Origin of the sequence: Collinsella aerofaciens (genome assembly GCF_005845035.1) — a bacterium.
Taxonomy (GTDB): Bacteria; Actinomycetota; Coriobacteriia; order Coriobacteriales; family Coriobacteriaceae; genus Collinsella; species Collinsella aerofaciens_I.
In genome coordinates, this window is the sequence record NZ_SPFO01000001.1 from 77,057 (window position 1) to 103,153 (window position 26,097).

A 26,097-nucleotide genomic window follows, 5' to 3' on the forward strand; every position below is an offset into this window, starting at 1 on the left:
AATTCCTTCAAGCGAATGTGTCGGGAATGTTTCAATGCATGAATATGCAAGCCATTTACGTGTAAATGCATCTTTTGGTGCTAAAGTTTCAACCCACTTCATAACGACCGCTGCGAAATGCGCATCGGTGCATAAATCGCAGACAAGGAGTCTGATATGTCTTTGAAGGTTGGAATCGTCGGCGCGGCTGGATATGCCGGAGCCGAGCTCATTCGCCTCGTGCTCGGCCATCCCGAGTTTGAACTTGTTGCCATTACGTCCAACGCCGATGCCGGCCAGCCGTTGTCTGCGGTGTACCCGAGCTTCACCGGCGTAAGCGATCTTGTCTTCACGACGCATGATGCCCCCGAACTCAAGAACTGCGACGCGGTATTTTTGGCCGTGCCGCACACGGCTGCCATGGCTCAGGTGCCCGCCCTGCTTGCCGCGGGAGTCTCCTGCATTGACCTCTCGGCCGATTATCGCCTGAGCGATCCAGCCACCTTTGAGGCCTGGTATGCCGCCGAGCACACGAGCCCCGAGTTGCTCAAGACCCGCGCTTTCGGTCTGCCCGAGCTGTTCTCCCAGGATTTGGAGACCGCCGCATCCGACCATGCCACCGGAAAGCCCGTGTTGGTCGCCTGCGCCGGTTGCTATCCCACCGCAACGAGCCTTGCCGCCGCGCCCGCCGTGCGCGCTGGCTGGGTTGCCCAGAGCGGCCCCGTGATCGTTGATGCCATCAGCGGTGTGACGGGTGCCGGCAAGTCCTGCAACGCTCGTACGCATTTTTGCAGCGCCGACGAGAACTTGGAGGCCTACGGCGTGGGCAAGCATCGCCACACGCCCGAGATTGAGCAAATCCTTGGCCTGACCGATCGCGTCGTCTTTACCCCGCACCTGGCACCGCTCAAGCGCGGCCTGCTCTCCACGGTGACGCTGCCGCTCACGCCGCAGGCCATCGACTCCCTGGCTCTTGAGGATGTCGTCGACTATTACAAGCAGTTCTACGCTGGACGCACCTTCGTGCGCGTGCTCGATGCCGGCCAGCAGCCCAAGACGGCTTCGGTCGTCGGCACCAACGCCGCCCAGATTGGCCTTGCGTTCAACAAACGCGCGGGCGTGCTGGTGGCGACGGGCGCCATCGACAATCTGTGCAAGGGCGCTGCGGGCCAAGCGGTCCAGTGCGCCAATATCGTCTTTGGCTTTGACGAGCGACGAGGCTTGCCCACAGTGGCGTGCCCGGTGTAGCACATTCGATTGTTAACGATTTGGTAGTCGGGCATCGAGTGGGGCGCCACTCTTAAGCTGGTCTCATGATCACGACTGGCATGGCGCACCAACCGATGTCCGTTTTTTGTTTGACATAAGGAGTCATAAAGACGATGAATACCGAGCTGTTTGATATCAAGATTCGCGCCGTCGAGGGTGGCGTTACGGCTGCGGCTGGTTTTAAGGCTGCAGGCATCCACGCTGGGTTCCGCAAGAACCCCGAGCGTCTGGATTACGCGCTCGTCGTGCCCGATAAACCCTGTCCCGGTGCCGGCGTGTTTACCACCAATCGCTTTTGCGCGGCGCCCGTGCAGGTGAGCCGTGCCAACCTGGGCGGTGCCGACAAGGGCTACGGTATCATCGCCGGCGTTTCGGTCAACTCTGGCAATGCCAACGCCGCTACGGGTGAGACCGGCCTTGCATGCGCGCGCGAGACGTGCAGCATCGCATCGCAGGTCATCGGCTGTGAGCCCCAGCAGATTCTGGTTGCCTCCACGGGTGTGATTGGCCAGATTCTGCCGATCGACACGTTTGAGACCGCCATTCCTGCTGCCTACGAGGCGCTCTCCGCCCACGGTGGCGCCGATGCCGCTCGCGCCATCATGACGACCGACACGCACTCCAAGGAGTACGCCGTGTCCTACGTCAGTGAGGCTGCGGGTCATGCGGGCAATGTCTATACGGTAGGCGGAATGTGCAAGGGCTCGGGCATGATCATGCCCAACATGGCCACCATGATCGCAGTTATCACCACCGATGCCCCCGTCGAGCCTGCGGCACTTCATGCCCTGCTGCTCTCGACCGTCAAGCAGACCTTTAACAAGGTAACGGTCGATTCCGACACCTCGACCAACGACACCTGCATCATGCTTGCCTCCGGTGCCGCTGCCGCAGATGCCGAGCCTATCGTCGAGGGCTCCGATGCCTTCGACGAGTTGGCATTTGCCGTGCACGAGGTGTGCGAGAGCCTGGCACGCAATATCGCCGCCGATGGCGAGGGCGCATCCAAGCTTGTTACGGTCAACGTTACCGGCGCCGTGAACGACGAGGAAGCCGATATCGCCGCCCGTGCCGTTGCCAACTCGCCGCTCGTTAAGACCTGCATCGCCGGCCACGACTGCAACTGGGGTCGCGTTGCTATGGCGCTTGGCAAGTGCGGCGTGAAGTTTAATCAGGAAGACGTTTCCATCGACATGATGGGCATGCCCGTCTGTCGCGACGGTCTGACTGTTCCCTTTGACGAGGACGAGGCTCTACGACGTTTCGAGGCGCCAGAGATCGTGATCTCGGCCGACCTGGGCGCAGGCGACGCGGCAACGACCGTGTGGACCTGCGACCTCACGCATGAGTACATCTCCATCAACGGCGACTACCGTTCCTAGATTCCGGGCACGCTGCGTATCTTGCCGCGATTGCGGACAGCGGAGCACGGCGCGATAACGATATGAAAGACGAGGCAGATTATGAAATTCGCACGCGATTGTCGTTCGAGCGAATCCAACGAAGCAACCGCGCAGCTGCTGTTCGAAGCGCTGCCGTGGATTAAGAACCTGACCGGCAAGACGGTTGTTATCAAATATGGCGGAGCCGCCATGGTTGATGAGCAGCTGCGCCGCGACGTGATGAGCGACATCGTTTTGCTCAAGATCATCGGTATGCGCCCCGTCATCGTGCACGGCGGCGGCAAGGCTATCAACGAGGCGCTGAGCCATTACGATATTCCCGTCGAGTTTAAGAACGGCCAGCGCGTGACCTCGCCGGCGACTATGGATATCGTGCGCGAGGTGCTGGGCGGCAAGGTTAACCAGGAGCTGGTTGCTGCCATCAACCACCACGGCAACCTGGCCGTGGGCGTGTCGGGCAGCGATGCCGGCACGCTCATCGCCGAGCCGCTCGACCCCGAGCTCGGTCGCGTGGGCAAAGTGACGCACGTCAACACCGACTATATCGAGCGCTTACTCGATAGCGAGTACATTCCCGTCATCGCCACCGTCGCGGCGGGGGAGGACGGCGGTTTCTTCAACATCAACGCCGATACCGCCGCCGGTGCCGTTGCCGCGGCGCTCCACGCGCATAAGGCGATCTTTTTGACCGATGTCGATGGCCTGTACAAGGACTTTAGCGACAAGGACTCGCTTATCTCCAACCTAACGCTCGACGAGGTTAACGAAATGCTCTACGGCGGCGAGGTCGATAAGGGCATGATTCCCAAGCTGCGTGCGGCCGTCGATGCGCTTACCGGCGGCGTATTTCGTGCCCACATCATTAACGGTACTACGCCGCATTCGCTGCTGCTGGAGCTGCTGACCGATGCCGGCGTCGGTACCGTGATCCATTCCACCGAGATGGCTTACGAGTTCGATACGCATCCGCATCCGCTTTCGACGTTTGCTGCGCGTCTGACCGAGAACCTCGACGAGGTCGAGAAGCTTCAGACGGTCTAGCTGACCCGCAGCCGCCCCATTCCTGCATCCATAGCCCCGCGCCGTCCGGCGCTCAACGAAAGGCATCCCATGTCACTTGCAGCTCAGCAATCGCTTGAATCCCATTACGTTATGCATACCTTTGGCCGCTCTCCGGTCGAGTTTGTCGAGGGCCATGGCATGAAGCTCACCGGCGACGATGGCCGTGAGTACCTCGACTTTCTTGCCGGCATCGGCGTGTGCAGCCTAGGTCATGGCAACCTGGCTGTGCTCTCGGCGCTCGAGGCACAGACCAAAAAGCTCATGCATGTCTCCAATTACTTCTACATCGAGCAGCGTGGACAGGTCGCGGCGCTGCTGTCCAAGCTTGCTAACGACGACGTAGATGGTGCGCGCGTGCTTGCCGATGCCATTGCCGCCGGCGATGAGACCACGGCAGCTGCTCTTGGTGCCCCGGCTGCGGGCGAGCAGGTGTGGGAGACGTTCTTTGCCAATTCCGGCGCCGAGGCCAACGAGGGCTCGATGAAGCTCGCGCGCTTGTACGCCAAGCGTGCCGGTAACGGCGGCAACACCATCGTGTGCATGCGCGGCGGCTTCCACGGCCGTACGCTCGAGACCATTGCCGCCACCATGCAGGATTGGCTGCAGGATAGTTTCCGTCCGCTGCCGGGTGGCTTTGTGGCCTGCACGCCCAACGATGTCGATGAGCTGCGTGCGATCTTTAAGCAGCTGGGGAGCGAAATTTGTGCCGTGATGCTCGAACCGATCCAGGGTGAGAGTGGCGTGCACCCCATGACCGAGGAGTTTATGGCGGCAGCGCGCGACCTAGCACACGAAGTGGGCGCCGTGCTTATCGCCGACGAGGTCCAGTGCGGTATCTTCCGCACGGGTAAGCCGTTTGCGTTCCAGACCTATGGCGTGGAGCCCGACATTATGAGTCTTGCCAAGGGCATTGCCGACGGCGTACCCATGGGTGCCGTCGTGGCAAAGAAGGAGATTGCCGACGTGTTTAAGCCGGGCGACCACGGCTCGACCTTTGGCGGTAGCTGCTTGGCCGTCGCGGCGTGTGCCGCGACGCTCTCCGCGCTTGTGCGCGGCGATTATGCCGAGCATGCTGCCAAGGTGGGTGCCTATATGGAGCAGGCGCTGGCTAAGCTTCCGCATGTGGTAGAGGTGCGTGGCCGTGGCCTGATGCTCGGCTGTGATTTGGATGATGCCGCGGGCGACGCACATGATATTGTTGCCCGCGCGCTGGCCGCCGGTGCCGTGATTAACGCTACGGGTGCTCATACGCTGCGTTTCTTGCCGCCGCTCGTCTGCGAGGAAGCCGACGTGGACAGTCTGATCGAGATCCTGTCGGGTGTCTTGGTCTAACGCAGCGCAATAACTCAATTTGGACCGGGTTCCGGACTGCGGGCGTGCCCTATGTGGCATGATTCAGCGGTCTGGAGCCCGTTTTGCCTTAGATTTGCTAAGGCAGGGAGACCCGCTGGTCAAAAAACATTAAATATGAGTACTGCTACCGATTTGGTAGCAGCAATTTTGGACTAATAAGGCCAGATGGCAAGTCGAAATGGCGATGAATGCACGATTTTGATCCAACTGTTAGTCCTTATAATGGACATATGTTGCGTAACTTAAGCAAATACTATCTTTTTATATGTTGCAAACAAAGTAGCAGTACTCATTTTTGCCATTTTTTGGCCACGGCCTTTGTGACAGACGTGCTGGCGGGTTCGAATCCCATGCACCGGGCGCAAGCAAAAACGGTCCCCTTGCGAGGACCGTTTCCAATTCTGTGGTGGGCGATGAGGGATGTCCGCGTGCGGCTGGCGCCGCCCGCGTCCCGCTTCGTCGCTCCGCTCCTCGCGTGCTGCGCTGGAAAACGCTTGCGCGTTTCCTCAGCTCCGCACCCTGTCGGGTTCGAATCCCATGCACTGGGCCCAAAAAAGAAAGGCTCCCATTGCTGGGAGCCTATCAAATCAGTGGTGGGCGATGAGGGATTCGAACCCCCAGCCTTGTGCGTGTAAAGCACCTGCGCTAACCGTTGCGCCAATCGCCCGTGCGGAGAGAGTATAGCAAAACAATCGCCTCATTCACCTCATATCCATTAAAGGTAACTCGCGCGTGTCACAGCGGAGCTGATTCAGTTGAGATTGCCTGAACATTCCGCCCCTCTTTACGCCCTCGGGTATACTCAAAAGCTACTGATTCGATTTGATGCCCAGCAACAGCAGAGGGGATAGTATATGTGCGGTTTTGTCGGTTTTGTCGGTGGGACGGATAACCAATCCGAGGTGCTCACCAAGATGATGGACCGCATCGTCCATCGCGGTCCCGACATGGGCGGTCAGTTTATCGACGGCCGCGTTGCCCTGGGCTTCCGCCGCCTGTCGATCCTCGACCTGACCGAGGCCGGCGCTCAACCCATGGCCAACGAGGACGGCAGCGTCGTCATTGTCTTCAACGGCGAGATCTACAACTTCCAAGAACTCCGTTCCGAGCTCGAGGCCAAGGGCTACAAGTTCCACTGCGGCGCCGACACCGAGAGCCTCCTGCACGGCTACGAGGAGTGGGGCGAGGCCGTCCTCGATCGCCTGCGCGGTATGTACGCCTTCGTCATCTGGGACAAAAAGAAGAACAAGCTTTTTGGCGCCCGCGACATCTTTGGCATCAAGCCGCTTTACTACTATCCCATGGCCGATGCGGGCGACGGCGCTCCGGGCGTGCTCTTTGGTTCCGAGATCAAGAGCTTCCTGGACTACCCGCACTTCCACAAGGCGGTCAACAAAAAGGCTCTGCGTCCGTACATGACGCTGCAGTATTCGGCGACTGAGGAGACCTTCTTCGAGGGTGTCTACAAGCTGCCGCCGGCGCACTACTTTACCGTCGATATCCCGACCGGCAAGATGAACATCGAGCGCTACTGGGATTGCGATTACTCTGCCGTCGAGAAGCCGTTCGAAGAGTATGTCGACGAGCTGGACGAGGTCGTGCACGAGAGCGTCGAGGCCCATCGCATCGCCGATGTCAAGGTCGCGTCGTTCCTCTCCGGTGGCGTCGACTCCAGCTACATCGCCGCTTGCCTTATGCCCGACAAGACCTTCTCGGTGGGCTTTGACTACAAGAATTTCAACGAGACCAACTACGCCAAGGAGCTTTCCGATAAGCTCGGCGTCGAGAACGTTCGCAAGATGATCACCGCCGACGAGTTCTTCGGTGCGCTCGAGGACATCCAGTATCACATGGACGAGCCGCAGTCCAACCTGTCTTCCGTGCCGCTGTGGTTCTTGGCCGAGATGGCCCGCAAGGACGTTACCGTCGTGCTTTCGGGCGAAGGCGCCGACGAACTCTTTGGCGGCTACGCCTACTACGAGGATACGGTCCCGGTGCGTAAGTACAAAAAGATGGTTCCGCTGCCCATCCGTCGCGCGCTCGGTAACCTGGCGCTGCATATGCCGTACTTCAAGGGACATAACTTCCTGGTCAAGGGTGCCGAGATCCCCGAGAAGTCGTTCCTGGGACAGGCTCTGGTATGGCCGGAGCGCGAGGTCGACGGCGTGCTCAAGCCCGAGTACAACACCGGCGACGGCGCCTTCGAGCTTGCCGCTCCCATCTATGCGCGCGTGAAGGGTCAGCCCGAGCTGGTCAAGAAACAGTACCTGGACATGAACATGTGGCTCCCGGGCGACATTCTGCTCAAGGCCGACAAGATGTGCATGGCGCACTCGCTGGAGCTGCGCGTGCCCTTCCTGGACCGCAAAGTCATGGAGTTCGCCGAGCACATTCCCGACCGTTACCGCATCAACGAGAACGGCAACAAACAGGTACTCCGCCACGCTGCCAACAAGTCGCTGCCCGATGAGTGGGCCACCCGTCCCAAGGTGGGCTTCCCGGTGCCGATTGTCTACTGGCTGCGCGAGCAAAAGTGGTACGACTATGTCAAGGAGTACTTCACCGCGCCGTGGGCAAGCGAGTTCTTCGATACCGACGAGCTCATGCACCTGCTCGATCTGCACTTTGCGGGCAAGGGCGATTTCCAGCGCAAGATCTATACGCCGCTCGTGTTCCTGGTGTGGTACAAGCGCTTCTTTATCGACGAGGACCAGCCCGCTGTTCAGGCTGCCTAGCCTCGGCTTACGAACGCCTGCGCGTAACGGCTCCTCCGGGAGCCGTTTTTGCGTGGGTGCGTTTCAGTTACTATAAAAACCGTCCCTGCCAAATGGCTGAGAAAGGTGAAAGATGCACCATTCGGATTCCGCGATCGTGACCACGGTCGATACGCTTGCCAAGCTTCTCGATGTGTGCGGCGAGCTGCGCGCATCGGAGCAGGTTGACGAGCGTGCCGTGACCGGCTGCTCGTTTGATTCGCGCGCGGTCTCGGCAGGTGATGTGTTCTTCTGCAAAGGTGCTGCCTTTAAGCCCGCGTTTTTGCGCATGGCGCTCGATGCGGGTGCCGTCGCATTTGTGTGCGAGGAGTCGCTGGTCGAGTCTCTGGAGCCGCTGGCGCAGGAGAGCGGTGCTGCGATGCTGGTCGTGGACAGCGTTCGCACGGCCATGGCCTTGTTGCCGCCGGAGGTCTACGACCGTCCCGACCGCGACGTCAAGATCGTGGGCATCACCGGCACCAAGGGAAAGACCACGGCCGCTTTTATGCTCCAGTCCATCATCAAGGCGGCGGGCGAGTCCTGCGGCATGATCGGCTCGGTGAGTACCGACGATGGTATCGAGTGCTACGAGAGCACCAACACCACGCCCGAGGCTCCCGAGGTCTGGCGCCATATCGCCAACTGTCGCACGTCCGGTCGCCAGTCCATGGTCATGGAGGTCTCGAGCCAGGCGCTCAAGTACCAACGCGTCGAGAATCTGCCGTTTGACGTGGCGTGCTTCCTCAACATCGGCCGCGACCACATCTCGCCGATCGAACACCCCACGTTTGAGGATTATTTTGAGAGCAAACTCAGGATCTTTGACCAGGCAAAGACCGCCGTGGTGAATCTGGGCACCGAAGAGGTCGACCGTGTGCTGGAGGCAGCGTCGACGGCCGAGCGCTTGGTGACCGTTGGCGTCGAGCATCCCGAGGCAAGCCTGTGGGCGAGCGACGTACGCATGGTCGGCTTTAGCATCGAGTTCAACTTGCATGGCCTGTGTGCCGACGAGTCCGAGGCGGGGGAGAAGGTCCTGTTGGGTATCGCGGGAGACTTTAACGTGGAGAACGCGCTGGTCGCTATCGCCGCTGCGCGCGAGATCGGCATCGGTATCGATGCTATCAAGAAGGGCCTCTCCAAACTGCGTGTGCCGGGCCGTATGGAGGTCGTGGAGTCGAAGGACGGCCGCGTGATCTGCGTCGTCGACTATGCGCACAACCAGCTTTCGTTCCGTTCGCTTTTCTCGTCGGTGAAGCGCGCGTTTCCCGCCAGCCCCGTCATTGCGCTGTTTGGCGCTGCCGGCGGCAAGGCGCAGGAGCGCCGCGAGCAGCTTCCGCGCGAGGCCGCACCATATTCCGACCTGATGATCTTTGCCAATGAGGACCCGGCTCACGAGGACCCGATGAAGGTCTGTCGCGAGCTTGCCGAGCATGTTCCCGACGATACGCCGAACAAGATCATCCTCGATCGCGAAGCCGCTGTGCATGCGGCGTTCAAGGCGGCGCGCGAGGAGTACATCAACCCCGATGCTCCCACCATTGTCTTGCTGCTGGCAAAGGGTGACGAGGAACTCATGCACGTGGGCGACGAGTTCGTGCCCATCGAGAGCGACCTTTCGCTGGCCAATCGCCTGATCGATGTTACCCAGTTTGACTAATGAACCATGATGGCGGCGGCGCTCTGAGTGCGCTGTCGCCATAAGCGTGTTCCCTCAATCAAAACATGCCGTCCAAGTCCAAACCCTTCTATGTAAACGGAGTAACCATGTCCCACAACACCCTGCCGACTGTTGCCGAGCTTTCGGGCGAGATGCGCGAGCGCTTGGCCAAGGTCAAGTACGTCTTTACCGACCTGGATGCCACGATGCTCGCACCCGGCTCGTGCGTGCTGCGCGACAACGACGGTAACCCCTCGACCAAACTCGTCGAGGCCGTCGTGGCGCTCGCTCGCGCTGGTATTCAGGTGGTTCCCACCTCGGGCCGCAACCGTACCATGATCCACGAGGACGCGCGCGTGCTCGGCCTCAACTCCTACATTGGTGAGATGGGCGGTCTGGTTATGTACGACCTCAAAGCCAACGATTGGGAGTATCTGACCGGTGACATGCCTTACGACCCCGCCTGCGGCCTTACTCCGCACCAGGTGATCGAACAGACCGGCGTGTGCGAGAAGATCCTTGCCCGCTGGCCGCACAAGATCGAGTACCACAACGACATGTCGACCGGCTACAAATACCGTGAGGTCACCGTCGGTATGCGCGGCGATGTGCCCGACGATGAGGTCCAGGCCATCCTGGACGAGGCCGGCTGCGGTCTGATCTGGGCTTGCAACGGCCATCTGACTCACCTGTCCAAGCCGACGACGCTCGAGCTCGATCGCGTCGAGGACGGTCGCGCATTCAACATCAACCCCGCGGGCCTCAACAAAGGCGTCGCCATTGCGCGCTTCTGCGAGCACCTAGGGATCGAGCGCGAGGAGACGCTCGCGCTCGGCGACTCCGAGTCCGACTTCTACATGGCCGATCACGTGGGCACGTTCTGCCTGGTCGAGAATGGCCTGACGAGCGCCGGCGCGCCCGAGTTCCTGGCTGCTTGCGAGAACGCTTTCGTTACGCGCGGCAAAATTGTCGACGGTTGGGCGGCGACGGCAGAGCTGCTGGTCGCGGCGCGTTCGTAGCGCGGCGTCGCCGCACTTGGACATGTCTTTTCGAGAGAGACTGGTGAGGTAATGTCCGATATCGAGAATCCGGCAGGCGACACGCGCCCGATTGGCGTGTTCGATTCTGGTTTGGGCGGTCTGACGGTTGCGCGCGCGATTGCGACGGCGCTGCCGCACGAGTCCGTCTACTACTTTGGCGACACCAAGCGCTGCCCTTACGGCACGCGCACCGAGGATGAGGTGCGCTCGTTTGCGTTGCAGGCGGGTCGTTGGCTTTCGAAGCACGACGTCAAGATTATGGTCATCGCCTGCAACACGGCGACCGCTGCGGCCTTGCGTCTGGCCCAGCAGGTGCTCGACGTTCCCGTGATCGGTGTGATCGCGCCGGGTGCCCGTGCGGCAATCAACAGCACCCGCTCGCGTCGCGTGGGCGTGCTCGCCACCAACCTCACCATTCGCTCGGGCGCCTACACGCGCGCCATTCAGGATCTAGATGCCGGCGTCGATGTATACGGCTGTCCTGCCTCGAGCTTTGTCGAGGTTGTCGAACACGAGCTCGCCTCGGGTGCGCATCTGCAGGAACAGTGGCTTGAGAACGAGGACATCTTCGATACGCCTGCCGTGCGTGCGCTGGTGGGTGCCACGGTTGAGCCGCTGCGCGACCACGGTATCGATACCGTGGTGCTCGGCTGTACGCATTTTCCGCTGTTGGTGGGACCTATCCGCCATGCGCTGGGGCCTGGGGTGCGCGTCGTGAGTTCCGCCGAGGAGACCACACGCGAGCTGACCGATATCCTCACGCGCCGCGAGCAGCTGGCGGGCGACGCCGCCGAGCCGCAGCATCGTTTTGCCACGACGGCCGATAACATTGCCGAGTTTGCGGTGGCGGGCAGCTTTATCTTTGGTCAGCCGCTCAAGAGCATCGAACATATCGATATCGATGAGCTGAAATAGATGTAAGGCAGCCGCCAAAGCCTTCGCCACATCTTTTGCCGAAAGGATATTTCTATGGAGTACATGCAGGTCAACCGCGCCAACGGTCGCGCCGCCAACGAGTTGCGCCCCGTTAAGCTCACCCGTGGCGTCATGAAGCACGCCCACGGCTCGTGTTTGGCCGAGTTCGGCGACACGCGCGTGCTGTGCGCCGCCACTATCGAGGAGGGCGTGCCGGGCTGGCGAAAGGGAGCTAAGGCCGGCTGGGTGACCGCGGAATACGCCATGCTGCCGACGTCGACCGGCAAGCGCTGCAAGCGCGAGCATGCCAACCGCAAGGGTCGCTCCATGGAGATCGAGCGCCTCATTGGCCGCAGCCTGCGTACCGTCGTCAACATGAAGGCGCTCGGCGAGTACACCGTCACCGTCGACTGCGATGTGATTCAGGCCGATGGCGGCACGCGTACAGCGAGCATCACCGGCGCCTGGGTGGCGCTGCACGACGCCCTCGCCATGTGGGTCGAGGCGGGCAAGATCGAACGCATCCCGCTTATCGGCCAGGTGGCTGCCATCTCCATGGGCGTTGTCGACGGCAATACGCTGCTTGACCTCGATTATTCCGAGGACAGCCATGCCGAGGTCGACATGAACCTCGTCGCCACCGAAACCGGTGAGATGATCGAGCTCCAGGGCACCGGCGAGCAGGCGCCCTTCGACCGCAAACGCCTCAACGCCCTGCTCGACCTGGGCGACAAGGGTATCGCCGAGCTCATCGAGCTTCAGCGCCAAGCCATCGCCTAACCTGCCAAATAGGGACAGGTTTATTTTGGTAGGTTTTATCTGCGGAAATGCTGCGTTGAAAGGTCTGATTGCCTGAGAGGGGAGAGGCCAAGTGCCCGAACGCCCCTCACGCAGCTTGCTATAGAGACAAGGAGGCCAGTTATGGCACTTGAGAAGATCGACATCGACACTCTCGACCCGGCTGCAACTATCGTCGTGGCAACCGGCAACGCCCATAAGCTCACCGAGATTGAGGCCATTTTGGGCAAGGTCATGCCCGAGGTACGCTTTGTGGCGCTCGGTCAGCTGGGCGATTTTGAGGACCCCGAGGAAAACGGCACAACGTTTTTGGAGAACGCGATCATCAAGGCGCAGGCTGCCGTCGAAGAGACGGGGCTCATGGCCATTGCCGACGATTCGGGCTTGGTCGTTGATGCCCTGGACGGCGAGCCGGGCGTGTATAGCGCGCGCTATGCGGGCGTGCATGGCGACGATGCCGCCAACAACGCCAAGCTGCTCGTTAACCTGGAAGGCGTGGCAGACGAGGATCGCACCGCGCGTTTTATAAGCGTCGTTGCGCTCATCGACACGGACGGTTTGGTCACCTATGGTGAGGGCGCCTGCGAGGGCGCTATCGCACACGAGGGCCGCGGCGATCACGGCTTTGGCTACGACCCGCTGTTCCTGCCGGTCGACACGCCGGGCAAGACCATGGCCGAGCTGACGGCGGACGAGAAGAACGCCATCAGCCATCGTTTCCACGCGCTCGAGCATCTGTCCGCCAAACTGACGGGCGAGGAGTAGGCCGTGCGCGCGGTGGTGCAGCGCGTACTCAACGCCGGCGTGACGGTCGACGGCGAGTGCGTGGGCAAAATTGGGCGCGGCTATCTAGTGCTGCTGGGCGTGGGCCACGGCGACACGCGCGCCGAGGCTGATAAGCTGTGGGGCAAGCTCCGGGGCTTGCGCATCAACGAGGACGAGAACGGCAAGACCAACTTGGCACTGGCCGATGTCGACGGCGAGGTACTCGTGGTGTCGCAGTTCACGCTATTTGCCGACTGCCGCCACGGCCGCCGCCCATCGTTTACGGATGCCGGCGCCCCCGATGTCGCCAACGAGCTCTACGAGTACTTCTTGACGCTTGTGCGCGAGGACGTTGAGCACGTGGCGCACGGCATCTTTGGCGCCGACATGAAGGTCGACCTGGTCAACGACGGCCCATTCACCATCGTCTTGGACACCGACAACCTTTAGGTTACGCGGTTTTACCAAACCGCGTAACAACTGGTCATGCGAGGTTGTCGTCTGGTACGTATTTGGGACGGGGCTTATTTAGCTACTTGCGTATGGCAACAGCAGGGTGCTATAGTATTAGAGTTTTGTCTATCTTAGGGGTATTATCCCCTTTTTGAATTGCACCTTCTGGAGGCCCTGTTCATGGAAGAGATGGAAGTCAATCACGTCGACGACATCCACGAGAAGCTGACCGATATGGTGGGCGATCGCGTCAAGGTTAAGGCCAACATGGGCCGCACCCGCGTTGTCGAGCGCATGGGCACCATCAAGAGCGTCCACCCCGCCGTCTTCATTGTCGAGGTCGACGAGCGCCGTGGCCGTAAGTCGCGTCAGTCCTACCAGTATATCGATGTCCTCACCGGTCAGGTCGAGCTGTTCGACCCCGAGAGCGGCGAGCACATCTTTACCCCGCTCGGCAATCAGCTCGAGGAGCATTAACGGTGACCGATCGGTCCCTGACTCTTTCCGCGCCGGCAAAGATTAACCTCTACCTGGGGGTTCATACCGAGCGCGATGACCGCGGCTACCACAGGGTCGATTCCCTGATGGCAGCCGTCGGTCTTTCCGATACCGTGACGGTCACGCCGGCGCAGGCGCTGGCCGTTCAGACGGTTCCGGCATCAGATTTTCCCATGCAAAAGAATACGGCGTATCGGGCTGCGGTTGCTATGGCCGAGCATTATGGTCGCGAGGCAAACATCTGCGTGACGATTGAGAAGCGTATTCCATTGTGCGCCGGCTTGGGCGGCCCCTCGACGGATGCGGCCGCGGTCATTGTCGCCTTGGCGGAGCTCTGGGGCATTGATCGCACCGACCCAGCACTCGACGACATCGCGCGCGGCATTGGTGCTGACGTCCCGTTCTTTTTGCACGCGAGCCCTGCGTTCTACGTAGGTGGGGGAGACGTGCTGGCAACTGAGTACCCAGCGCTGCCCGCGACGCCCGTCGTGCTGGTTAAGCCGCGCGAGGCGAGCGTTTCGACAATTGAGGCTTATCGACGTTTTGACGAGGCCCCGGTGCCTGCGGACAAGCCCGGCGCGATGGCTTCTGCCTTGCGTGCTGGTGATGCAGAGACGGCATATGCGCTCATCCATAACAACTTGGGTGTCATTTCCGCACAGATGGAGCCGCAGATTCAAACGGTTCTCGATTGGCTGCGTAAACAGGACGGCACCGTTGCTGTAGATGTGTGCGGATCGGGTGCCTGCTCGTTTGCCATTTGCGACACCGCCGACATGGCCGAAAGGCTTGCCGACGCTGCCCAGCAAAACGGCTGGTGGTCCTGCGCGACGGAGCTCATTCCCAACACGGTTCGCGTCGAAGTGCCAAAGAAGTAAAAATTTCTCTAGCACACGACGGAAATCTTTGTTACTATAGTCGAGCTAACGGGTTGTGGCTCAGTTTGGTAGAGCACTGCGTTCGGGACGCAGGGGTCGCTGGTTCAAATCCAGTCAACCCGACCAGAGCATGAGGAGGGACCGCTTCTTGCGGTCCCTTTTTTTAGCTATTGTTGTGATACCGCGATAGCCGCGGTATACTCATTCGAGCTTGTCTCGCTGTATTGTGGAGGTCTACATGTTTGGACTGAGGGCTCCTGAGCTCATCATTATTCTCGTCGTTGTCCTGATTATCTTCGGGCCCAAGAACCTGCCGAAGCTCGGCAAGTCCCTCGGCTCTACCGTCAAGAATATCCGCGAGGGTATGGAGGGCGACGATAAGGCCGAGACCAAGCAGGCCGAGGAGGTCGTGGTCGAGCAGTCCGAGGAGGACAAGGAGATCGCTGAGCTCGAGGCCAAGCTCGCTGCTGCCAAGAAGAAGCAGGCAGAGGACAGCGACGCGGACGCAGAGTAGTCCCATCCCTTTGGGGTGAGCACCTGACCGGCTTGCCCGCAGGCTAGCCGGTCTTTTTCGTTTTGTTGACAGTTGATTGTTGATCAGAGTTGGGGAGATATCCGTATGGACGCAAGCCAGATCGTACTGACCGCTGAGGGCCGCCAGAAGCTCGTCGAGGAGCTCGCTTGGCGTGAGGGCGATTACGCCAAGGAGATCGTCGAGGACATCAAGGAAGCCCGCGCGTTCGGCGACCTTTCGGAGAACTCCGAGTATGACGCCGCTAAGGACAAGCAGGCCCAGAACGCCGCTCGTATTGCCGAGATCCAGGCCATCCTCGCCAACGCTCAGGTTGCTGCCACCACGGGCGATTTGACCGTCTCCATCGGTTCCACCGTTTCGTTGATTGACCCCAACGGTGAGGTCATGGAGGTCACGCTTGTCGGTACCACCGAGACCAACTCGCTCGAGCACAAGATCTCCAACGAGTCTCCGGTCGGTCACGCCATCATCGGCCACGGCGAGGGCGATTCCGTCGAGGTCGTTACGCCTTCCGGCAAGACTCGCGTCTACACCATCGCCAAGATCGCACGCTAGACCACGGTCCCGCGTAAAGGTATGTTTTCGCTCCCTGGGACCGAATCCTGGGGAGCGTTTTAGTTTGAGGAGCTAACTTATGGCAGAGAACCAGAACGCCGCCGATCAGGCATCGACGCTCAACGACGAGCGCGCCACCCGCCTGGCCAAGCGCGCCGCCCTGTTCGAGGCGGGCCAGAACCCCTATCCCGAGCACTCTGAGCTTGAGGACTACGTCGCCGATATCGAGGCTAAGTACGCCGAGCTTGCCGATGGCGAGGACACCGAGGACATCGTGAAGATCGCTGGCCGTGTGGTCGCCAAGCGCGGTCAGGGCAAGATCATGTTCATCGTCGTGCGCGATGCGACTGCCGAGATTCAGCTGTTCTGCCGCATCAACGACATGGACGAGGCTGCCTGGAGTACGCTCAAGGCCCTCGACCTGGGCGACATCCTGGGCGTGACCGGCGTGGTCGTGCGCACCCAGCGTGGCCAGCTTTCCGTTGCCCCTAAGAGCGCGACCCTGCTTGCCAAGGCCGTTCGTCCGCTGCCCGAGAAGTTCCACGGTCTTTCCGACAAGGAGACCCGCTATCGCCAGCGCTATGTCGACCTGATCGCCAACGACGACGTTCGCGAGACCTTCCGTAAGCGTTCGCAGATTCTCTCCACCTTCCGTCGCTTTATGGAGTCCGACGGCTACATGGAGGTCGAGACCCCCATCCTGCAGACCATCCAAGGCGGCGCTACTGCCAAGCCGTTCATTACCCACTTCAACGCGCTCGATCAGGAGTGCTACCTGCGTATTGCCACCGAGCTGCACCTCAAGCGCTGCATCGTCGGTGGTTTTGAGCGCGTGTTCGAGATCGGCCGCATCTTCCGTAACGAGGGCATGGACCTTACCCACAACCCCGAGTTCACCACGATGGAGGCCTACCGTGCCTTCTCCGACCTCGAGGGCATGAAGGCACTCGCCCAAGGTGTCATCAAGGCTGCCAACAAGGCCATCGGCAACCCCGAGGTCATCGAGTACCAGGGCCAGACCATCGACCTTTCTGGTGAGTGGGCCAGCCGTCCCATGACCGACATCGTCTCCGACGTGCTCGGCAAGCAGGTCACCATCGACACGCCGGTCGAGGAGCTTGCTGCCGCCGCGCGCAAGAAGGGCCTGGAGATCAAGCCCGAGTGGACTGCCGGCAAGATCATCGCCGAGATTTACGATGAGCTGGGCGAGGACACCATCGTCAACCCCACGTTCGTGTGCGATTACCCCATCGAGGTCAGCCCGCTCGCCAAGCGTTTTGAGGACGACCCGCGTTTGACCCACCGCTTTGAGCTGGTCATCGCCGGCCACGAGTACGCCAACGCATTCTCCGAGCTCAACGACCCGGTCGACCAGGCTGAGCGCTTTGCTGCCCAGATGGCCGAGAAGGCCGGCGGCGACGATGAGGCTATGGAGTATGACGAGGACTACGTGCGCGCCCTCGAGTACGGTATGCCTCCCGCGGGCGGCATTGGCATTGGTATCGACCGCGTGGTCATGCTGCTTACTAACCAGGCTTCTATCCGCGACGTCCTGCTGTTCCCGCACATGAAGCCCGAGAAGGGTTTCCAGTCCGGTGCCGCTGCCGCCAAGGCTGCCGAGGCCGGCAACGCCGCGAGCCCATTCGTTACGTCGCTTAAGCCCACGCTCGATTACTCCAAGATCGCCGTTGAGCCGCTGTTTGAGGAGTTCGTCGACTTTGATACCTTCTCCAAGAGCGATTTCCGCGCTGTGAAGGTCAAGGCATGCGAGGCCGTCAAGAAGTCCAAGAAGCTGCTGAACTTTACGCTCGACGACGGTACCGGTACCGACCGCACTATCCTCTCCGGTATTCACGCTTATTACGAGCCCGAGGACCTGGTCGGCAAGACCTTGCTCGCCATCACCAACCTGCCTCCGCGCAAGATGATGGGTATTCCCAGCTGCGGCATGCTGATCAGCGCTGTCCACGAGGAGGAGGGCGAGGAGCGTCTCAACCTGATCCAGCTCGACGCCTCCATCCCCGCCGGCGCAAAGATGTACTAACTTGTTACGCGGTTCTACGAACCGCGTAACGGCTCGACGCTGCGCGGGCCGCATTTGGACAATCTGACGTTCAACTTCAAGGGCGCGACCAAAAGGTCAGCGCCCTTTCGTTTCACGTCACCTTGTCTCAAATGCGGCCCGCTCGCTGACGTTGCCAATACATCGATGTAGTCATTGGGGACGTTCTTAAACGACTACCCAACGGATATTGCGCACATGGCTCGCATGACAGTCGTCTCTTTTATGTTTCCTTTAGCCGTTGCTGCCTAGGATGGGGGTTAGTCGACAGGAAGGGAGCACCGGGATGGACGACGCGAGCGAGCGTGCAATCGAAGAGGACATGCTCGATCAGTTCAACTACTTTGATGATGAGGACGAGGAATTGATCGACCGTCGCGAGCCGGCGGCGCTCGATACTTTCGACCTTATTGATGAAGAGCCCGACGAGGACGAGGTCGGATCAGCGGAGCCCCCACAGCCTTCGCGCCTTGACTCGCTGCTTTCGAGAGCCCCCATGCACCACGGCGTTCGTGTCGGCGCGCTCCATATGAAAACTGACTGGCACCAGATCGTGACGGCAGGCGATGAGCTTGCCGTCGATGCGCCACTCACCGATAAGTCATCCATCATCTGCCGCACCGGCATGCTTATGCTGGCAAGCGGAACAGGTGCCTGGCGCGTGCGCGATACCATGAATCGTGTTGCTGCCGTACTCGGCGTCACGATTCACGTCGACCTGAGTCTTCTGTCGTTTGAGTGCACTTGCATCGAAGATGGCCACTGCTTTAACGAGGTTGTCAGCCTGCCCACAACGGGAGTCAATACCCATCGCATTTGGATGATGGAGAGTTTCCTCAAGGAAATCGAGACCTATGGTCGTCGCTTCACGGTACACGAGTATCACGAGATGCTCAGGACCGTTGAGAGCTCAAAGCCTGATTACTCTCCCTGGCAACAGGGCCTTGCGGCAGCCTGTGCTTGCGGCGCCTTCGTCTTTTTGCTCGGCGGCGGCCCTATCGAGATGGCCTGCGCGTTCGTGGGCGCGGGTGTCGGCAACTTTGCCCGCTCCCATATTCTCAAGCAAGGCCTTGGTCAGTTCAGCGCGCTGACGACCGGCGTTGCGCTCGCTTGCGTTTCGTATCTGCTGGCATTGCTCGGCCTTGGCCAGGTCATACCGGGGGCAATGTCGCACCAAGAAGGCTATATCGGCGCCATGCTCTTTGTGATTCCCGGCTTTCCACTCATTACGGCAGGCCTCGACATCGCTAAGCTCGACATGCGAAGCGGTATCGAGCGCCTTTCATATGCCGTATCGATTATTGTGATGGCGACCCTCGTAGGTTGGATGGTTGCCGAGTGTGTTGGCCTGGCGCCGGACGACTTTGCCCCACTGGGCCTTTCGCCGCTTGCCCTTACGCTCCTGCGCGTGGTGATGAGCTTCGTTGGCGTATTCGGCTTCTCGGTGATGTTCAACAGCCCGGTAAAGATGGCCGCGGCAGCTGGGTTGATCGGCGCCGTGTCCAATACCCTGCGTCTGACCCTTGTCGATGCGCCGACGATGATTCCCTTCCTGGGCCTCAGCACGGGAATGCCTCCCGAGGCAGCAGCGTTTATCGGCGCGCTGGTATCGGGGCTGCTCGCAAGCTTGGCTGAAGTCAAGCTCACCTACCCGCGCATCGCCCTCACGGTGCCTTCGATTGTCATTATGGTGCCGGGCTTGTATCTGTATCGCTCGATGTATTACATGTGCACCTTCGACACGGTCAATATGCTCGGCTGGTTTGTGCGCGCAGTGCTCATCGTAGCGTTTCTGCCCGTTGGACTGGGTGTGGCGCGTACGCTCACCGACCCTCGCTGGCGCCACACCAGCTAATTGGTACAAGGGGGACAGGTTACTTTGCACCAAATGAGTTGCGGTGAAATAGGGACTGAATTGTTGCTTAAAGGGTCAAAACAGTCCGTATTCCACCGCAACTTATGGGGTCGGGGGTTTTGGTGCCCTGCATCTCCACAAACTCAACGCTTACGAAGCGCGCGCCGTTCGTGTTAGGGTAGTTCCACCACATAAGTAGTCGCAGACGCGCGTAACACGGGCGGGCGAGATGAAGTCCCAACAGCTCCATCTTGCCCGCCCGTTTTTGTTGCGTGGTGCCGCGGCGTAACACAGAAAGGAATCTGCCCTTCATGCCTATCAACAAACGAGAGAGCCTGCTGTTCACCTTTATCATGTGCTTTTGCATGGTGCTCTGGATGAGCATCTACAACGTTGCCCTGCAGCACGGGGCCATCAACGGCGAGGTCGTTGCCGCTGCGTGGCTCGGCTTCCCCGTTGCCTACATTTTTGCCATGTGCTGCGACTGGTTCGTCGCCAGCCCGCTCGCCAAGGGTTTCGCCTTTAAGTACTTGGTCACGCCGGGCAAGAGCTCGCCGCTTGCCATGACGCTCGCCGTCAGCTCCTGCATGGTCGTTCCCATGGTTATCATCATGTCGCTGTACGGTGCCTGCGAGGGTCTGACGCACATGCCCGGCGGCATCCTTGCGAACCTGTATTCCGTGCCCGCGATCTGGATGATCAACATCCCGCATAATTTTGTGATGGCGCTGCCGTGGAACCTTTTGGTAGCCGGTCCGATTTCCCACTTCGTCTTCCGTCGCGCCTTCCCTGTGGGGACGGTTTTCGAGGAGGAGCATGCCGAGCTCTTGGAGCAGGCTATGGCTCCTGAGTGCGAGTAGCTCGCTTAGGGATCTGCTGAGCGCGGGCGACTTGCTTGGTTGGAGCCCTAAGCGTGGATAGCTCTCTCAGCGACATCGCGGGCGTGAGCGGTGCGCATGACCGGAGGGCCCGTGCTGCTCCGTTGCCCGACGTGCTAGCGCGCAGAACAATCTGTTGGTGCATTCGGCGGCTGCTGAAGCGTTTCGGCAGCCGCTTTTTATACGGAGTTTAAATACAACAGTCTGTTGTATTACGTAGAGTGGTATATCTCTAGCGGGAAAAATGCGAGAGACGGAGCATTATGGCGTTGCTAGTAGGATTGGACGTAGGGTCAACGACGACCAAAGTTTACGCGATGCACGAGGATATGACCGAGGCGTGGTGGGGATATCGCCGCCACGGGGCGTGTCAGACAGCGAGCGTGCGCGCCATGCTCGGCGAGCTCGCCGAGCGCTTTCCCCATGAGTCACTGCGCGTTGCGGTGACCGGCTCGGGTGCGCGCGATATCGCGACCGCGCTGGGCGCCTCGTACGTTCAGGAGGTGGTCGCCAACGCGCTCGCGATCAGCAGGTTCTATCCGCAGACGCGCTGCGCCATCGAGCTGGGCGGCCAAGACGCCAAGATGATCTTCTTCCGCACCAACGATAAGGGAGACATCGAGGTTGCCGACATGCGCATGAACGGCTCGTGCGCAGGCGGTACCGGTGCATTTATCGACGAGATGGCAAAGCTCATGGGGGTCGGAACCGAATCGGGCGAGTTCGAGCAGCTCGCAAGCCGGGGAACGACCGTCCACGAGGTCTCGGGCCGCTGCGGCGTGTACGCAAAGACCGATATCCAGCCGCTGCTCAACGAGGGCATTCCTACCACCGACCTGGCGCTTTCGGCGCTTCACGCGGTCGCCCGCCAAACGATCGGCGGTCTGGCCCAGGGTATCGACATCGAGCCACCGGTAATCTTCGAGGGCGGTACGCTCGCCTACAACCCCACACTGGTCCGCGTGTTCCGGGAGCAACTGAATCTATCGGACGATCAGGTTATCGTCCCGCGCGATCCGCAGATCATGGTCGCGCGCGGTGCCGCCCTGTCGCTGACCGACATGTTCGCATCGTCCCAACCGATCGACCTTCCCGACGCTTTTGTCCGGCTGGATAAGCTCGAGACGGTCGCGCCCGCAAGCGGGGAGGGACGTCTTGCCCAGCCCTTTTTTGCCACACCTGCCGAGCAGGCGGATTTTACGGCACGCCATGGCAAAGAGATGCCGGCAAAGGGTCCGGATGCGTATGCGCCCGGAGAGACGGTGCGTGTGGCGCTCGGTATCGATTCGGGGAGCACGACGACCAAGTTCGCCCTGGTCGATGAGGCGGGTGAGCTTGTCGATTCGTTCTACGCGTCTAATAACGGCAGACCGCTCGACGTCGCCCAACAGGGTCTTGTCAGCTTGAAGAACCGCTGGGAGACAGCGGGAGTCACGCTTGCGATCGATGCCGTGGGCACCACGGGATACGGCGAGGAGCTTTTCGCGCGCGCGTTCCACGCCGACTACCATACGGTCGAGACGGTCGCGCACGCCCGCGCCGCGTGCGTATGCGTTCCCGATGCGACCTTCGTGCTCGACATCGGCGGACAGGATATGAAGGCCATCTGGCTCAACCACGGCGTGCTGACCGATATCGTCGTCAACGAGGCGTGCTCTGCGGGCTGCGGCTCGTTCCTCGAGGGTTTTGCCAAAAACCTCGGAATAGCCGTTGAGGATATCGCGACCGAGGCATTTTCGTCCAAAGCCCCCGCCGTTCTCGGCAGCCGCTGCACGGTGTTCATGAACAGCAGCGTCGTTTCCGAGCAGCGGCGCGGTAAGGGTCCGGGCGACATCATGGCCGGTCTCTGCCGTTCGATTATCGAGAACGTGTTCACCAAGGTCATTCGCGTTTCAAATCTCAACCGTCTGGGCGACAAAGTCGTCGTCCAGGGCGGCACGTTCCGAAACGACGCGGTGCTGCGCGCATTCGAGCAGTATCTGGGCAAACCCGTCACGCGTGCGCCCCACCCGGGGCTGATGGGCGCTATCGGTATCGCCCTGCTCGCGCGCGAGGAATGCTGCAAGGGCGACGCCGGCACGTCGTTTATCGGGCTCGATGCCGTGGAGCGCTTCGAGCATCGCGAGTTCGGCGGCGTTACCTGCCGTCGGTGCAACAACCGCTGCCAGCGCGCGGTCGTGGCATTTGGCGACGGCTCGCTTTACGTCACGAGCAATCGCTGCCCGCGCGGCGGCGCCATCTCATGGGATGAGCTCGTGCGCGAGGTTCCCGCGGCGGAGGAGCTGCGTCCGCAGGGTGCTTGCGAGGCACAGGCACCCGGCACGGGGCGCGACCGGACCGCGGCTGCCCCCAATCTCTTTGTCGACCGCGAGAAGCTGCTGTTCGAGCCGTACCCCACGGTTCCCGTCTGCGGGGGGCGCGATGTCACGATCGGCATTCCCCGTGTGCTCGAGTTCTGGGACACCATGCCGTTCTGGTCGACGTTCTTCAGCACGCTCGGCTTTAAGGTGCGCGTCTCGGGACGCAGCACCAAGGCGATGTACGAGCGCGGTCTGGCGCACGTCACATCCGACACCGTGTGCTTCCCGGCCAAGCTCGTCCACGGGCACATCCGCAATCTCGTCGACGCCGGCGTCGACCGCATCTTCATGCCCATCATCACGACGGTGCCCACCGAAAACACCGCCTCTACCAGCGAGTGGATGTGCGCCGTCGTAAAGGGATACCCCTACGTGATGCGCAATTCCGATAACCCGGAGGAGCGTTTCGGCGTTCCGTTCGATACGCCGCTGTTCCACTGGTACGACGAGGGCGACCGAAACCGCCAGCTCAAGGCGTGGTGCAAGGAGACCTTCGATATCGATGCCGACCTGGTTGCCAAGGCGACCGAGCAGGCGGACCGCGCGCAGCAGACGTTTGAGAACCAGCTGCAGCTGCGCGGCAGGCAGGTGCTCGAGAACGTGCGCGAGGACGGCGGCTACGCGGTGGTGATCGCTTCGCGCCCGTACCACAACGACCCGCTGGTCAACCACGGGCTGCCCAAGCTCTTCTCTGAGCGCGGCATCCCCGTGCTGACGCCCGATGCGGTGCCGGGGGTCTGCAACGTCGATCTTTCCAACAGCCGCATCGACATCGTGAACAACTACCATGCGCGCATGCTGTCGTGCGCGGTCATCGTCGCATCGACGCCCGAGCTCGAGCTCGTGCAGATGGGCAGCTTCGGCTGCGGCCACGATGCGTATCTCACCGACGAGATCGCGCGCATGATGGGCGAGATGGGCTCCAAGGTTCCGATGATGATCAAGCTCGATGAGAGCGACGTCGCCGGTCCCATGGGCATTCGCGTGCGTTCGTTTATCGAGTCGGTCAACCGTCGTCGCGCGGAGGAGCGTGCCGAGGGCGCCCGGGTGCACGCGGTCCATCCGCTCGACGACCCGTATAAGGTCAAGTACACCAAGCGCGACCGGCACGACAAGATCGCGCTGGTCCCCAACACCTCCCATGCGTTCTGCAGGCTCATGACCGCGGCGATGCGCAATCAGGGCGTGCGCGCCGAGGCCCTTGATATCGGGCGCGAGGATGCCATCCGCCTGGGCAAACGCTATGTGCACAACGACATCTGCTTCCCCGCGCAAATCGTGATCGGCGAGGCGCTCGCGGCACTCAAGAGCGGTAAGTACGACCCGCACGACGTCGCCGTGGTGACTGGCAAGTATATCGGCGACTGCCGCTTGACGCACTACATGCCCCTGCTGCGCCGCGCGCTCGACGACGCGGGATACGACTATGTCCCGGTGCTCACCAACGACGACGTCGATGCCCACAATGCGCATCCGGGCTTCAAGCTCGGCCTTGGCCCGAGCATCCAGATCGCCTACGGTCTTCCCATGATCGATGCCCTCGAGGCCATGCTTAGGCGCATCCGTCCCTACGAGCTCGAGAAGGGCGCGGCGGACGCTGCGTTCGACCGCGCGCTCGATGAGGTTATCGAGGGCATGGAGCGCTCCGGGCTGAGAGGCCAGGCGACGGGCTTCAAACGCGCGCTTGCGATCATGGACGCCGTTCCGTACGACCGCTCGAACCCGCATCCGACCGTTCTCATCGTGGGCGAGTACCTGCTCAATTTCCATCTCGGCGCCAACCACGAGATCGAGCGCTACCTCGAGGACAACGGGCTCGAGGTCATCGAGGCGCGCATGACCGACGTGATCCGCAAGACCTATTTCTACAAGCATGCGCAGTCGCGCGAGTTCCACGTCGATCTGTCGCTGCCCGAAAAGGCCTGGTACGCCACGGCGGACAACCTGTTCGAGCTCGCGCACGACCGTTGCGACCGCCTGGGCGCGGCGAGCCCGCTCTACGAGCCGCCGACGCGCATGCCCGAGCTCGTGCGCGCGAGCGATAAGATCCTGCACCATACGTTCGATGCGGGCGAGGGCGTGCTGATTCCGGCGGAGATCCTCGAGCACGCCAAGCGCGGCTGCCGCAACTTCGTGATCCTGCAGCCGTTCGGGTGTCTGCCCAACCATGTCGTGGGGCGCGGGCTCATCCATGCGCTCAAGGAGCAGTATCCCACGGCGCAGTTCCTGCCGCTCGACTACGATCCCGACGTGAGCTTCGCCAACGTGGAGAACCGTCTTCAGATGCTCATCATGAACGCCAAGGCGCAGGGGTGCGGTGAGGCGCATGGCGAGACCGCGTAAGGACGCCGATGCGCCCGATGCGCGCACCCGTATCATCGAGGCGTTTTGGGAGCTCATCGAGAACAACAGCATCTTCGAGCTGTCGGTTGGCGAGGTGACCCGCGCCGCCCAGTGCAATCGCGGAACGTTTTACTACTATTTTCACGATTTCGATGAACTCGTCGCCATCGCCATGACCCAGCTGCTGCAGGATAACGAGCTTATCACCGATGCCCTCTGGCATTTTTCGAGCGAGGGCGACCTTTCGGCGTTCGACCGGCGCGACGTCCGCTGCCTGCTGCGGCGCATCGTCATCACCATGAGGGCGGGTGCCGCCGAGCAGGTCGTGCAGGGCATCCATACGATCATCATCGACCGCGTGAGAGAGATCGTCCACCCCGACGGAGAAGAGCTCAAGGCAGATTCGAGCTTTGCGGTGGGCTTTCTGGTCTCGGGCATCATGGGCTTTGTGATGGCGGTCGGCTTTGCCCGGGAGGGCGGCGAGGAGATAGACCTCGAGCAGCTGGGGGACAGCGCGTGCGCGTACCTGAGGGCGGTCGCCATGCAGACGGTTGAAACGGTCGCGCAAGTCGAGGGCGTCGATACATCCGAGCTGCTCGAACGCGTCTCCAAGGAGGCCGATGCCTATCGCGCATCGCGTGCGACGAGTCCCGACGTGGTGAAAGACGTCTAGGGTTTCTCTTGCG

At 61.0% G+C, this 26,097-nt stretch carries 20 protein-coding genes and 2 tRNA genes; 21 read left to right on the forward strand and 1 reads right to left on the reverse strand.

From position 1 onward, the window contains the following. Window positions 1-156 precede the first annotated feature (156 nt). From argC to FGQ67_RS00335, 4 genes are all read left to right on the forward strand, one after another. Window positions 157-1,227, forward strand: coding sequence for an N-acetyl-gamma-glutamyl-phosphate reductase (gene argC / locus FGQ67_RS00320; protein ID WP_138339573.1), 1,071 nt, complete (start codon window positions 157-159; stop codon window positions 1,225-1,227). Between the two features lie 134 nt (window positions 1,228-1,361). After that, window positions 1,362-2,630: a bifunctional glutamate N-acetyltransferase/amino-acid acetyltransferase ArgJ gene (gene argJ, locus FGQ67_RS00325; RefSeq protein ID WP_171025109.1), complete on the forward strand. Its 1,269-nt coding sequence runs from the start codon at window positions 1,362-1,364 to the stop codon at window positions 2,628-2,630. Window positions 2,631-2,711: 81 nt separating this feature from the next. Then, window positions 2,712-3,692 carry an acetylglutamate kinase gene (argB, locus tag FGQ67_RS00330; RefSeq protein ID WP_138339575.1) on the forward strand — a complete coding sequence of 327 codons (981 nt, stop codon included), beginning with the start codon at window positions 2,712-2,714 and terminating at the stop codon, window positions 3,690-3,692. A 69-nt stretch (window positions 3,693-3,761) separates the two neighbouring features. After that, window positions 3,762-5,045, forward strand: coding sequence for an aspartate aminotransferase family protein (locus tag FGQ67_RS00335; RefSeq protein WP_138339576.1), 1,284 nt, complete (start codon window positions 3,762-3,764; stop codon window positions 5,043-5,045). 612 nt (window positions 5,046-5,657) lie between these two features. Here the strand turns inward: FGQ67_RS00335 and FGQ67_RS00340 are convergent. Continuing rightward, window positions 5,658-5,733 (reverse strand) — tRNA-Val (locus FGQ67_RS00340). Between the two features lie 187 nt (window positions 5,734-5,920). Here FGQ67_RS00340 and asnB point away from each other — a divergent pair. From asnB to FGQ67_RS00425, 17 genes are all read left to right on the forward strand, one after another. Further along, window positions 5,921-7,801 carry an asparagine synthase (glutamine-hydrolyzing) gene (gene asnB, locus FGQ67_RS00345; RefSeq protein WP_117563808.1) on the forward strand — a complete coding sequence of 627 codons (1,881 nt, stop codon included), beginning with the start codon at window positions 5,921-5,923 and terminating at the stop codon, window positions 7,799-7,801. Window positions 7,802-7,913: 112 nt separating this feature from the next. Next, on the forward strand, window positions 7,914-9,476 hold the full coding sequence (locus FGQ67_RS00350) for a Mur ligase family protein (RefSeq protein WP_138339577.1): 1,563 nt from the start codon (window positions 7,914-7,916) through the stop codon (window positions 9,474-9,476). A 107-nt stretch (window positions 9,477-9,583) separates the two neighbouring features. Further along, the gene (locus FGQ67_RS00355) at window positions 9,584-10,495 is read left to right on the forward strand and encodes an HAD family hydrolase (protein WP_138339578.1); all 912 of its coding nucleotides are present in this window, start codon (window positions 9,584-9,586) and stop codon (window positions 10,493-10,495) included. Between the two features lie 51 nt (window positions 10,496-10,546). After that, window positions 10,547-11,431, forward strand: a complete 885-nt coding sequence (gene murI, locus FGQ67_RS00360; protein ID WP_117745775.1) for a glutamate racemase — start codon at window positions 10,547-10,549, stop codon at window positions 11,429-11,431. Between the two features lie 54 nt (window positions 11,432-11,485). Next, a complete protein-coding gene (gene rph, locus FGQ67_RS00365) occupies window positions 11,486-12,211 on the forward strand; it encodes a ribonuclease PH (protein ID WP_138339579.1) in 726 nt (241 codons plus the stop codon). A 141-nt stretch (window positions 12,212-12,352) separates the two neighbouring features. Next, window positions 12,353-12,994 carry an RdgB/HAM1 family non-canonical purine NTP pyrophosphatase gene (rdgB, locus tag FGQ67_RS00370; protein WP_138339580.1) on the forward strand — a complete coding sequence of 214 codons (642 nt, stop codon included), beginning with the start codon at window positions 12,353-12,355 and terminating at the stop codon, window positions 12,992-12,994. 3 nt (window positions 12,995-12,997) lie between these two features. Beyond that, the gene (gene dtd, locus FGQ67_RS00375) at window positions 12,998-13,444 is read left to right on the forward strand and encodes a D-aminoacyl-tRNA deacylase (RefSeq protein ID WP_138339581.1); all 447 of its coding nucleotides are present in this window, start codon (window positions 12,998-13,000) and stop codon (window positions 13,442-13,444) included. 183 nt (window positions 13,445-13,627) lie between these two features. Next, complete coding sequence (locus tag FGQ67_RS00380; RefSeq protein WP_006234957.1) at window positions 13,628-13,924, forward strand: Veg family protein; 297 nt, start codon at window positions 13,628-13,630, stop codon at window positions 13,922-13,924. A 2-nt stretch (window positions 13,925-13,926) separates the two neighbouring features. Beyond that, window positions 13,927-14,823, forward strand: coding sequence for a 4-(cytidine 5'-diphospho)-2-C-methyl-D-erythritol kinase (gene ispE / locus FGQ67_RS00385; protein WP_249934338.1), 897 nt, complete (start codon window positions 13,927-13,929; stop codon window positions 14,821-14,823). 49 nt (window positions 14,824-14,872) lie between these two features. Further along, window positions 14,873-14,949: transfer RNA gene (locus tag FGQ67_RS00390), tRNA-Pro, on the forward strand. 112 nt (window positions 14,950-15,061) lie between these two features. Continuing rightward, window positions 15,062-15,337 (forward strand): twin-arginine translocase TatA/TatE family subunit, encoded by a 276-nt coding sequence (gene tatA, locus FGQ67_RS00395; RefSeq protein ID WP_022094895.1) that lies wholly within the window; start codon window positions 15,062-15,064, stop codon window positions 15,335-15,337. A 105-nt stretch (window positions 15,338-15,442) separates the two neighbouring features. After that, window positions 15,443-15,913 (forward strand): transcription elongation factor GreA, encoded by a 471-nt coding sequence (gene greA, locus FGQ67_RS00400; RefSeq protein ID WP_006234960.1) that lies wholly within the window; start codon window positions 15,443-15,445, stop codon window positions 15,911-15,913. Between the two features lie 79 nt (window positions 15,914-15,992). Further along, window positions 15,993-17,957, forward strand: coding sequence for a lysine--tRNA ligase (gene lysS, locus FGQ67_RS00405; protein WP_138339582.1), 1,965 nt, complete (start codon window positions 15,993-15,995; stop codon window positions 17,955-17,957). A 304-nt stretch (window positions 17,958-18,261) separates the two neighbouring features. After that, window positions 18,262-19,830 carry a threonine/serine exporter family protein gene (locus FGQ67_RS00410; RefSeq protein WP_249934339.1) on the forward strand — a complete coding sequence of 523 codons (1,569 nt, stop codon included), beginning with the start codon at window positions 18,262-18,264 and terminating at the stop codon, window positions 19,828-19,830. A 311-nt stretch (window positions 19,831-20,141) separates the two neighbouring features. Further along, window positions 20,142-20,690 carry a DUF2798 domain-containing protein gene (locus tag FGQ67_RS00415; protein ID WP_055285230.1) on the forward strand — a complete coding sequence of 183 codons (549 nt, stop codon included), beginning with the start codon at window positions 20,142-20,144 and terminating at the stop codon, window positions 20,688-20,690. A 281-nt stretch (window positions 20,691-20,971) separates the two neighbouring features. Then, on the forward strand, window positions 20,972-25,411 hold the full coding sequence (locus FGQ67_RS00420) for an acyl-CoA dehydratase activase (RefSeq protein ID WP_138339584.1): 4,440 nt from the start codon (window positions 20,972-20,974) through the stop codon (window positions 25,409-25,411). Further along, window positions 25,395-26,084, forward strand: coding sequence for a TetR/AcrR family transcriptional regulator (locus FGQ67_RS00425; RefSeq protein ID WP_138339585.1), 690 nt, complete (start codon window positions 25,395-25,397; stop codon window positions 26,082-26,084). Before FGQ67_RS00420 ends, FGQ67_RS00425 begins: the two co-directional genes overlap by 17 nt. Window positions 26,085-26,097 lie beyond the last annotated feature (13 nt).

Coding starts and splice junctions, on each gene's coding strand:
- asnB (WP_117563808.1), top strand. CDS start 5,921: ATGTGCGGTTTTGTCGGTTTTGTCGGTGGGACGGATAACCAATCCGAG.
- FGQ67_RS00350 (WP_138339577.1), top strand. CDS start 7,914: ATGCACCATTCGGATTCCGCGATCGTGACCACGGTCGATACGCTTGCC.
- argB (WP_138339575.1), top strand. CDS start 2,712: ATGAAATTCGCACGCGATTGTCGTTCGAGCGAATCCAACGAAGCAACC.
- rph (WP_138339579.1), top strand. CDS start 11,486: ATGGAGTACATGCAGGTCAACCGCGCCAACGGTCGCGCCGCCAACGAG.
- tatA (WP_022094895.1), top strand. CDS start 15,062: ATGTTTGGACTGAGGGCTCCTGAGCTCATCATTATTCTCGTCGTTGTC.
- argC (WP_138339573.1), top strand. CDS start 157: ATGTCTTTGAAGGTTGGAATCGTCGGCGCGGCTGGATATGCCGGAGCC.
- FGQ67_RS00425 (WP_138339585.1), top strand. CDS start 25,395: ATGGCGAGACCGCGTAAGGACGCCGATGCGCCCGATGCGCGCACCCGT.
- FGQ67_RS00380 (WP_006234957.1), top strand. CDS start 13,628: ATGGAAGAGATGGAAGTCAATCACGTCGACGACATCCACGAGAAGCTG.
- FGQ67_RS00415 (WP_055285230.1), top strand. CDS start 20,142: ATGCCTATCAACAAACGAGAGAGCCTGCTGTTCACCTTTATCATGTGC.
- FGQ67_RS00420 (WP_138339584.1), top strand. CDS start 20,972: ATGGCGTTGCTAGTAGGATTGGACGTAGGGTCAACGACGACCAAAGTT.
- rdgB (WP_138339580.1), top strand. CDS start 12,353: ATGGCACTTGAGAAGATCGACATCGACACTCTCGACCCGGCTGCAACT.
- lysS (WP_138339582.1), top strand. CDS start 15,993: ATGGCAGAGAACCAGAACGCCGCCGATCAGGCATCGACGCTCAACGAC.
- greA (WP_006234960.1), top strand. CDS start 15,443: ATGGACGCAAGCCAGATCGTACTGACCGCTGAGGGCCGCCAGAAGCTC.
- murI (WP_117745775.1), top strand. CDS start 10,547: ATGTCCGATATCGAGAATCCGGCAGGCGACACGCGCCCGATTGGCGTG.
- FGQ67_RS00355 (WP_138339578.1), top strand. CDS start 9,584: ATGTCCCACAACACCCTGCCGACTGTTGCCGAGCTTTCGGGCGAGATG.
- FGQ67_RS00335 (WP_138339576.1), top strand. CDS start 3,762: ATGTCACTTGCAGCTCAGCAATCGCTTGAATCCCATTACGTTATGCAT.
- FGQ67_RS00410 (WP_249934339.1), top strand. CDS start 18,262: ATGGACGACGCGAGCGAGCGTGCAATCGAAGAGGACATGCTCGATCAG.
- argJ (WP_171025109.1), top strand. CDS start 1,362: ATGAATACCGAGCTGTTTGATATCAAGATTCGCGCCGTCGAGGGTGGC.